The sequence below is a fragment of the Nocardia sp. NPDC003345 genome, from assembly GCF_053589395.1.
Window position 1 is genome coordinate 1 of sequence record NZ_JBSFRU010000255.1, and the last position, 9,669, is coordinate 9,669.

Genomic DNA, 9,669 nt, shown 5'->3' on the forward strand with positions numbered 1-9,669 from the left:
CAAACGTATCGACTCGGTCGAGATCTACCGCGCGGGCGGCGAGTTCTTCGAGGAGGTGACCGGCGCATCCGGCACGCTCGCGGACCTCAACCCGGTGTTGCAGAAGATATACGGCCTGGAGCCGGCGCACGAGGTCGGGCGGTCGCAGACGCACCGGCTGGTGGAGGGCGTCCCCGATGTGGTCGAAAGCACCCACGCCAAGTTGCGCACCATCGCGGAGTACGCGAACGAGATGCGGGCCGGGGGTGAGGGCCGGTATCAGCAGATCCTGTGTCATCGCAACGATCTGGTCGAGCGGCAGGTGGACGCGCTGGTGCGCGCGGGAGTGCCCCGGGACGCGATCGAAGCGGTCGACGCGCGGCGGATCATCGGGTGGGGTGCCGACTGGGAAGCGCAGCTGCAGCGAGTTTTCGACAGCGCCGGCGAACAGGGCAAGATCCTGGTGATCAACCGGCAGGGCCAGCGCGGCGTCGATATCTCGGTATCCGATGCCGTGCAGGCGCAGGGTGGCATGCATGTGTGGATGACCGAGGCACCGGAGCAGTCCTACATCCACGAGCAGGCCAAGAACCGCACCGCACGCAACGGCGACCGCGGCAGCGCGCAGGTGGTGATGTCGCCCCAGGACGAGCTGATCCGCAATGCCATGCACCTGCGCGGGGTCCGTGAAGCCGTGGTGCACTACGAACAGGCCGTGGCCGCCCACGCCGTCGATCCCACCCCGCAGACCCACGACAGGCTCGTCGCGGCGAACAACGCCGTCCGTGAGCTCACACCCGAACTACAACAGCGCGCGCTGCGGCATTCGACCGCCGAGTTCATCCGGCACCACGCGTTTTCCACCGCCCTGCCCGTCCTCACCCTCGCCGAGACCGAGACCGGGCACTACCGCGACGGCGTCGACTTCGACCGCCCGGATGAGCCGGCGGACCGGACGGCACGATTGGCCGGGCTGCTGGGGCTCCCGGCTCCGGCCATGGAGGACCGGATCGCCGCACTGGAACGCGACGGTGCCGTCGAGCCGCTTCGCGAACTGCTGGAGCGCTCCGGTATCGCGCCCGCCGCGGTGGAGGCGCTGCGGCAACAGGTCGAGGCGACCGCACCCGCGATAGCCCTGCAACGCGCCCTGTTCACCGATGAACAGGCCTTGGACCACCTGACACCGTTGCGGAACCGGCTGGCCGCCGAACTCGGTGTGCCGATCGCGGATATCGAAGGCGCCGAAGGTATGCGCGTACTCGAACCCAGGTCGACCGAAGCGAGGGATACCCTCGCCGCGGCGCTGGGCTATCCCGCCGCATCCATCACCCCTGCCCTCGCCCGCGACATACTCGGCGAAGTGGTCGGTGACCACCTGACGGGCACGAATTCCGGACCGGCCGATACGCGCGACAACGCGGCGGAGGCCGTGCGGGATTCCGGGCAACCGGGCCGGGAGACCCCGGAGGCGGTGACGCAGGATTCCGGGCCGGCGACGGGCCGGGACATCCCGGACGGGGCCGACCTGGTTTCCGGGCCGGCGAGCCGAGATATCCAGGACACGGTAGCCCGGATCCAGGATGCCGGACAACGAGCAGCCGAGGATATCGTCGCCGCGGCGTCGCGGTATCTGGCACTCGCGGCGCTGCTCGATTCGGTCGTGCAGATCCATCGCCGCAGTCCCAACAGTTGTGTCAACAACGCAGTGACCGGGATGCGCGTACTGTGCCCCGGCAACGCCGGTGGCTTCCGGATGCCCGCCGCCAACCTGGAGGGCCACGACCGCGAGACGGTACGCCAGATATTCGGCGCGGGCCTGGCGCCGGCCGAATCGCTGGACCAGGTGGCCGAATCGCTGAAATCCCGGCCCGGTGGAATCACCGTGCTGGTCTACAAATGGAAAGACACCCGGGCCGCGGGAAGAAGTGTCGAAGCAGACGACCATATGGTACTGCTGGTCAACGACAGCACCTCGGTCGACGATCCGAACCTGGTCGTGGTCGACCTGGCCGCGTCACCGGACCGCCACGCCGATACCGACTACGGCCCCGCCGACCTCCGAAACCGCCGCACATTGCTGAACAAAGCCGCGGACTTCGAGGAATGGCGCCGTGAGCAGCAGGTATACCTCAACCGGTTATCGGTGGACCAGCGACGGTTCGAAACCATCGAATTCGATCGGGACGGCAACCTCGTTCCCCGTTTGCACCCGGGTGCGCCGTCGGCCGAGATCCTGCCCCCGTCACGGCAAGTCGTGGTTACGCCGGCCATGGTGGACGAAATCAATGCGGCGTTCGACGGGCGGCCCGGCCTCGGTGAGCCCGCGCCGGTTCGGCCGGGCACCGCCGACGGCACGCGCCGGCGCGGCGGCGCGCGGTTCGGGAGCCGGCCGCCCGGGCCGCTTCCGTCGGAGAACCCGGCCGATCCGCCGTCGAACACCGCGGCGACGTCGAACCGTGCGCGGGGTGAGTGGATCACCGCGCGGCGTCACGACAAGGGTCGGCGTGACGGAGTGAATATGACCGCGTCCGACCTGGCCAGAGCGGTGGGAGTCGACCGCAGCACCCTGAGCCGGATCGAACAGGGCAGTACGCGGCCGCGGCCCGGGCTCTTCGTACGGATCGGCCGGGCGCTGGGTGTGCCGAGATCCGAGCTGCTGGCCGCCGCGGGCGATTTCTATCCGGACGCCGACTTCGATCTGGATCCGGCCGCATATCCGGTCGGCGCACCAGGGCGCTGGCTCGCGGCGATGTTGCACGACCGCGACATCTCGTGGGCGAAGCTGGCAGACGACAGCGCCGCGAGCGCGAAGTATCTCAGTTCGATCGGAAGGGGCGAGGTCGTTCCCGTCGTCGCCGACTTCCGGTCGCTGTGTCAGGCATTGAACCTCGGGCACGAAGTAACCGAGGCCGCGGCCGGCCACTTCTTTCCGGGACCGGCGGCTGATCTCTCACCGGCCGCCTACGCCCCAGGAAAACACGGACAGTGGCTCCGGGCGCATCGCGACGACCACGGCGTATCGCGCGACGAGCTGGCCCGGGCCGCAGGGATCAGCGCGATGCATCTCCGTTCGATCGAGGCGGGCGACCGCAACCCCGGTGTCGTTGTGTTCCTGTCGCTGTGCGATGCGTTGAACATCGAGGCCGACATGACCCGCCGTGCCGCCGGACGGTTCTTTCCGCACGCGAGGCTCGATATCGATTGGACCGGCTACAGCTCGGTGGAAAAGGGCCTGTGGTTCACCGCGCTCAGGTACCACAATCGTCTGGCACGGTCCGATGTCGCAGACGATACGGGCCTGAGCGAAAAGTACATCGGCCAGATCGAACGCGGGGAACGAATACCGAGCGGAGACACTTTCCGGCTCCTCGGCCGGGAACTGGGAATCGGCCCGTTGGATCTGAACGCGGCACAGGACCACTTCACCGCTGCCGCTCTCGCGTCCGAAGCACAGGTCGATTCGGTGCGGGCGGCCTTGGCGGGCACCCCGCTGGAACCGCAGACCGCGGCCGCCGTCGAAGTGGTCACCGCGATGCAGGAGACGGCCGAGGGCATCGCGAGCGTGCGTACGACCCTGGGCGGCGAGGGAGATGCCCGATGGGTGACGGTGGAGGTGGGCGACCGGAGCCGGGCCACGCCGAAGCGGGACCAGCCGGACAAGGGCACCGGGCTCGTCACCGTGACCAGGACCGGGCGGTTACTCCAGCTATTCGACGAGAAATCCCGCACCTGGGGCCTGGAGATACACAAGAACGGCGACCGGACCCGGCGGTTCACCCTCGCCACACCGGCGGTACCCGACGGGCCGCTGCACGCCGTTCCCGATCCGGAAGTCGACCTCGTCTTCACCCGTGAAGAGGTGGGACCGAGTGGTGGTGTCGTGCGTCGCTCGGTGGTCGATCTGCTGCGGCGTGCGGACTGGGACGAGTCCCGGACCGAACTGATCCGCGTGGCGGTTTCGGAGGTATTCGGCAACGTCGACATGTACGCGAAAGAGGGTGGGGCCAGGGTTCGGATGTGGTTCGAGGGTGCGGGCGACGAACTGGTCGTGGAGATCGCCGATGAATCCCGCGGTACACCCGGCTGGAAGTTCACCGACGACGACACCTCCGACGAGCGCACCGCCACCTCGGTCACGGAGGTCGTGACCGACCCGGCCGACGACTACGATCCCGCGGCCGCCGACGCGTTCCTGGACGGTATCGATCTCGACGCCCTCATGGCGAACGAGTTGGACGGTCCCGAACTCGGTGCCGACCGGACCGAGGGCACTCATGGCAGGGGCGGGGTGCTCGTCATGGCAACCGCATCCACGCTCGGCTACGAACTGGCGGCCTACGGCGCGCCCGGTAAGACCGTCGTGATGCGGTTCCCCAAGAATCCACCGGATCCGCAGGATAAGCCGCCGGGCCGGGATTCCGGCGGATCCACCGATGCGATAGGCGCGCGACCGCGGGACGCTATCGGCAGCAGGCCGGCGCGGGAGCTGCTGCGGGGGTTCCGCGAGCGCCGGGCCGCGCGGACGGAGGAGCAGAAGAATCTCACGAAATTCGTGCTGTGGTCGGGAGTTGCGGGCGCGGGGAGCGCCGGAGCAGGGACCTATCTGATCAACGCCGTCCAGCAGACGACCGGTTCGGTCGAGATGACCGGATTGGCCAGTGCACTGATGAGCTCCGCGGCCTTGGCGGCGACACTGCCGGGAGGCATGCTGGTCGACCGGAACGCCCGCCAGTGGATGATGCGGGCGGGGCTGGCCGGCTCCATGGCCGCCGGCGGCACCGCCTTGTACGCAGGGCTCGGCCTGCCCGGCACCGCCGAGGCACTGATCGGCGCCGGGACCGTCATGGCGGCGACCGCCGCGGTGTACAACGCCGGCGTCCAGGCTTACGGTCCCTCCCTGATCAGTACGCCGGAAGGACGCAAAGCCGCCGACACGCTGATGATGATCGACCGCCATTCCAGCGGCATGGTCGGCAGATTCACCTGGCCGGTCATGGCCAACATTTCCGCTGCCATGCCTTTGTGGGCGAGTACGGCAACGGGTTTGGCCAATTGGCGAGCCATGCGCGGCTTGCCCGATACGAGCTCGGCGAAGGAAGAAAGACCCTCGATGCGCGAGATCGCGCGCACGATGTGGAACGACAGATACATGCGCTACTACCAGGGCCTGCTGATTCCCTGGGGCGTCGGTGGCAGCGCCTTGGGGGTGCAGCTGGCAGCCTTGATGGATGAGGCGAACTATTCGCCGCAGAGCATCGGAATGGTGGCGGCCGGCGGAGGTATCGGTGCGCTGGCCGGCGCGGCGCTGAAGGCGTGGAAATCCTTCCGGGAATGGATCAAAGACCGAACCCTGGGACTCACCTTCGGTAGCTGGATGATACAGGCGGGCACCCTGGCGGCCACCGACGATCAGTGGCTCATCGCCGGTTCCGTGGCGGCGACCGGCGCCACGGTCATGCTCAACAATATCGATTTCGCCTACTACCTGCGTAATCTCACCGGCAACGGTCTGGGGCAGGGGTGGTCGATCACCAACACGGTCAATCAGGTCAGCGCCATCGCCGGTTCCGGACTGGTGATTCCGGCCGTAGCGACTTTCGGCCGCACCGGAGCCGGCCTGGCCACCGCCGGTATGTTCGCCGGCGCCACCGCCGCGGCCCTCGCTCTGGAAAACGGTGTTCGCCGCCAGTGGTGGGAGGAATTGCGCGACGACTGCCTCGACCGGACCGCCCGAATCCTGCACGGGCTGGGTAAGGACGACGCCACCGCACCCAGCGGCAGGAAACGGAACTACAGAACCCTCGAAAAATACACCGGGGGCACACTCGTCGAATACCACCTCCCGACCGATACGGCGGGCGAAGCAACGGCCTCGCAGGCCCCGCAGACCCCCGGTGTGTTCGGACCGCTCATCGACCAGGTCAAAAATGCCGATCAGACCGAGGTCGACACGATGGACGTCCTGGTCGACGACGGCGGCAAAACCATGCACGTCTTCACGATCGTCAATACCGGCCCCGGCCAGGCGATCATCTTCGACACCAACATCAAGCACGCCGAATCGAAATCATCCGCAGAGAAAAAACTCCATATTCCCCGGGTGATCGACGCCGATGAATTCACCCATCCCTACGAAACAATCCTCCGAATCCACACCGCCCGATACCGCAGAACCGAGGACGGCACTCTAGAAGACATCAACAAGGACCTCGGCCGGCGAGACCGCGGCAATCCGCCCCGCGATCAGAGAATCGCCGGCCCCCCGGAGCCCGGCGACGAACGCACTACGCCAGAAAAGTCGACCGCGGCCGAGACCGAATACCTCAGCGGCGGAAAGGCGACCGTGCTGCTGGTGGAGGCGGTTGCGGCTGCCGAACCACAGTTGCTGCAGCGCTCCCGCGCACGGCTCGCGGAAATCGCTCCGGAGCGGGTGGAAGTATTCGACCGCTACTTCTTGCGTGGACAATCGGCCGACGAGGTGGCGGGTGCGCTGGGCCGACCCCTGTCCTCGGCCAATCGTGCTATCGATCGGGTCGCCACCCTGCTGGCCGGAATGCTGCCACCGGGTACTGCGGCCCGGTACACCGGCGGCGGTGTCCTGCGCCGGGCCACACATGACGACATAGCGCGGGAGAGCCACGTACCCCGGCCGATGGTCGCGAAGATTCTCGCCGGTCGACCTGTGGGCGACAGTGCCGTACGGGACGCGGTCCGGGCCGCGGCCCGCAAGCTCCGATACCAGCCGATCCGCTCCGGGGTCGTCGTCGACTATTCCGAGGCCGCGCCGGGCCCGCGTTCGTCGCCGGTGCCGGCGGTGAGCGCACCGCGGCAGGAACCAGCAGCGGCGCCGCGGCGTGAACCCTCCGCGCTCTCGGTCGTACGAGCGGCGCCACCGGCGCGGCTCGCGGCGCTCATCCCGAAATTGCCGGAAGCGGACAGAGACGTCGCCACCAGGGTCTTCGTCGACAAGGAACCGGTCCGTGAACTCGCGGCGGACCTGAATCGATCAGTGGGTTCACTGACCGATCACCAGCGCCGGATCGCGGTGCGTCTGAACACCTTGCTGTCGGGCAGAGAGTTGCTCATCGGTGCGGAAGCGGTGGCGGCGGTCCGCAGGATCCAGGAATCCGCCCCGGAGATCCTGCGTCCTTCGGCCGAGAGCCTCTCCGAGCCGATGCGGCGGCGGTACGAACGGTTCTTCGTGCACAACGACGACGCGCGAACCACGGCCGCGGCAGCGGGCGGAAACCAGTACGCCGTCGAACAGTGGGCGCGTTCGCTGGCCGAGGAGTGGCTGGGCAAGCTCCCGCCGAACTTCGACCTCGGCCCGCAACCCACCTCGTCTCCGCATGGCCGCGCCGATACGATCGGCGCGCGACCGAGATCCGACAACGAATCGACCGGAGCTCACCCGAGCCGAGTGGAATACGACGGGGCAGAAATCGTCCCGAAATTCCATCCCGAAGTCGACAACTCCTGGAAGCGGCAGGTCGAGATCGTTGTTCTCGGCGAGAACGAGAATGGATCATTCACGGGGGACGATGGAAAGACATTCGCAACGGGACGCGGCGATAAATGTTTTCTCGTACTGAGAAACGGATCGATCGTCACCACGAAAGACGGCAGCGCCGAACATCCGAACCTGTTGTACTCATATATATCGACCCTTGCCGATGAGAACGAGCGGAGTATTTACCACAGAATCGAGGGACCGAGCATTGTCGCGGGCGGTGGATACTGGCGCCTGGTAGATGGAAGGCCGGAAAAGATCGGATTCTTCAGCGGCATGGTCATAGAACATGCAACCAGGTCTCCGAAATTCTGGGCCCAATCCCGGCACCGGCTGAGCCAGAACTTCGACCTGTCGAGAATATCCATCGATTTCGACGACAATCACGTTGGGGGCGCTTGGCGGAATCCACCCGACAGCACTGAAGAATACTCCGCGGAAACCTTTGTGCGGAACTCCGGTTCCATTCGGGACAGGCCCACAATCGCAAAGAACGTTGCGCAACATCTGCGTGGCGGCAATGAAAAATTCTGGTTCGAGGTCGAAAACATCGCTTTCCCACGCGACGGCGGCTTGTCGATCGATGCGGTGGTCCATCCCGTTCTCGGCGAGCCGGGCGAACTGACGATCGAGTTCGGCCGGGGCGACACACCGGAAACCGCTCGTTACGAGCGGTTCGATCCCGGCCTCGAACCAGAGCGAACTGTCGCCGCCTTTCGCATCGTGCACGAGATACTCACCCAATGGCTCGGCGAATCCGGGATCGTATGGTCGGCGGACGCCGCTTTCGAGGCGGCTGTGGCATCCACCGGCTCGCGGGAGGGGTCCACCGATGCGATCGGCGCGATACCCGGCCGAAGCACCGGCAATAACGACTCCACCGCGCCACCGGCACCCACCCCGTGGCAGCAACGCACAGTTGCGGAAGACACTGGTGATCGAATCGGGAGCAAGCCGGTTTCCGGCGAAGACGGCACTCGTGACGAACCACCGCGAGATCTGAGCGCACTGTCCGAGGACGCGCACGCGGCGCTGGCCGCGCCGGGCGCCGAATTGCGTGATCTGGGTTCCACCGATCAGATCGCCGAGCGGCTGATACAGGACGATCTTCCCGGGCAGACCGCGGTGGTGCTCGAGTTGATCGATGGTGTGGAACGCGCCAGGACGCTCGTCTACGACGGCCGCCGAGTCGTCGAGGTGCGCGATCCGGACACCGACGACGGCATGCTCCACGAATTCGAACCAGGGTCGATCGCGGCCGAGCAGACCCACGCACTGGTGTATTCACCGGTGGATCCGGCGGATCGGGCCGAGGCGGAACAGGCTCTTGGCAGACTGCTCGGCCGATACGACTCCGACAGGTTTCCCGAGCGCTATCCCGGCGGAATCCCCGACCGGCCCGCCCGGGCTGCTGCGGCACTGGACTTCGACCGGCCCCGCACCATCGCCGGACCGTTGCCGGAAGACGTGTGGTCGACCTTGGCGCAGCTGTATCCCCACGAGGTATCGAGTTCACGGGGAGCACCGGAATCGGCCCGTACCGCGGCACTCGAGGTGTGGGGCAACCGTTACTTCCCCTGGCAGCCCGTTCCCGCGGACGGAACACCCGCCGAATACCTGGCTCGCCGTGGCGATGAAGCCATTGCCACGTACTCGAACACCTACCGCGCCGGTGACCGCGACGGCATCCACGGATGGGTGGATGAAGAGGGTGTTCTCCTGTTCCAGATCGGCGCGGCGGAAGGTACACCCTCCGGTCAGGAGATGTTCCGGGACATGATGTCCGAGATCGGCTCTCAGGTACGCGCCATCCGGGCCCCGTGGTCGGCGGGCGACAGCCACACCGACAACCTCGACACCTTCAACGCGTACCTGCAGGATCTACAGCTCTCCCCCGAGGATGCCGCCCGCCGGACGTTCACCGGCAAGATGGCCGGTGAACTGGGGTTCACCGAGGTGACCGTCAACCACCTGCTGGGCCCCCACGGGGAACACCTCATCGTAGATGTGACGTTTTCCGAGCCCGGCCGGATCACGGACGGTGCCCGTGGCCTGAGCGAGGAAATCCTTTCCGACACAGACATATACGGCCGGGACCGAGACAGCGGGCGAGACGCGCCGATCGGATCGCGCCCTCAGGATCCCGGCGCGCTGCGGGCGACGGTCACGCCGGATCGCCT

The 9,669-nt window shown here is 66.8% G+C and carries 1 protein-coding gene; it reads left to right on the plus strand.

Features of this window, described 5'->3' with window-relative positions; genetic code table 11:
• On the plus strand, positions 1-9,669 hold a 9,669-nt coding region (locus tag ACWDU1_RS23660), incomplete at both ends, for a helix-turn-helix domain-containing protein (RefSeq protein ID WP_450001620.1).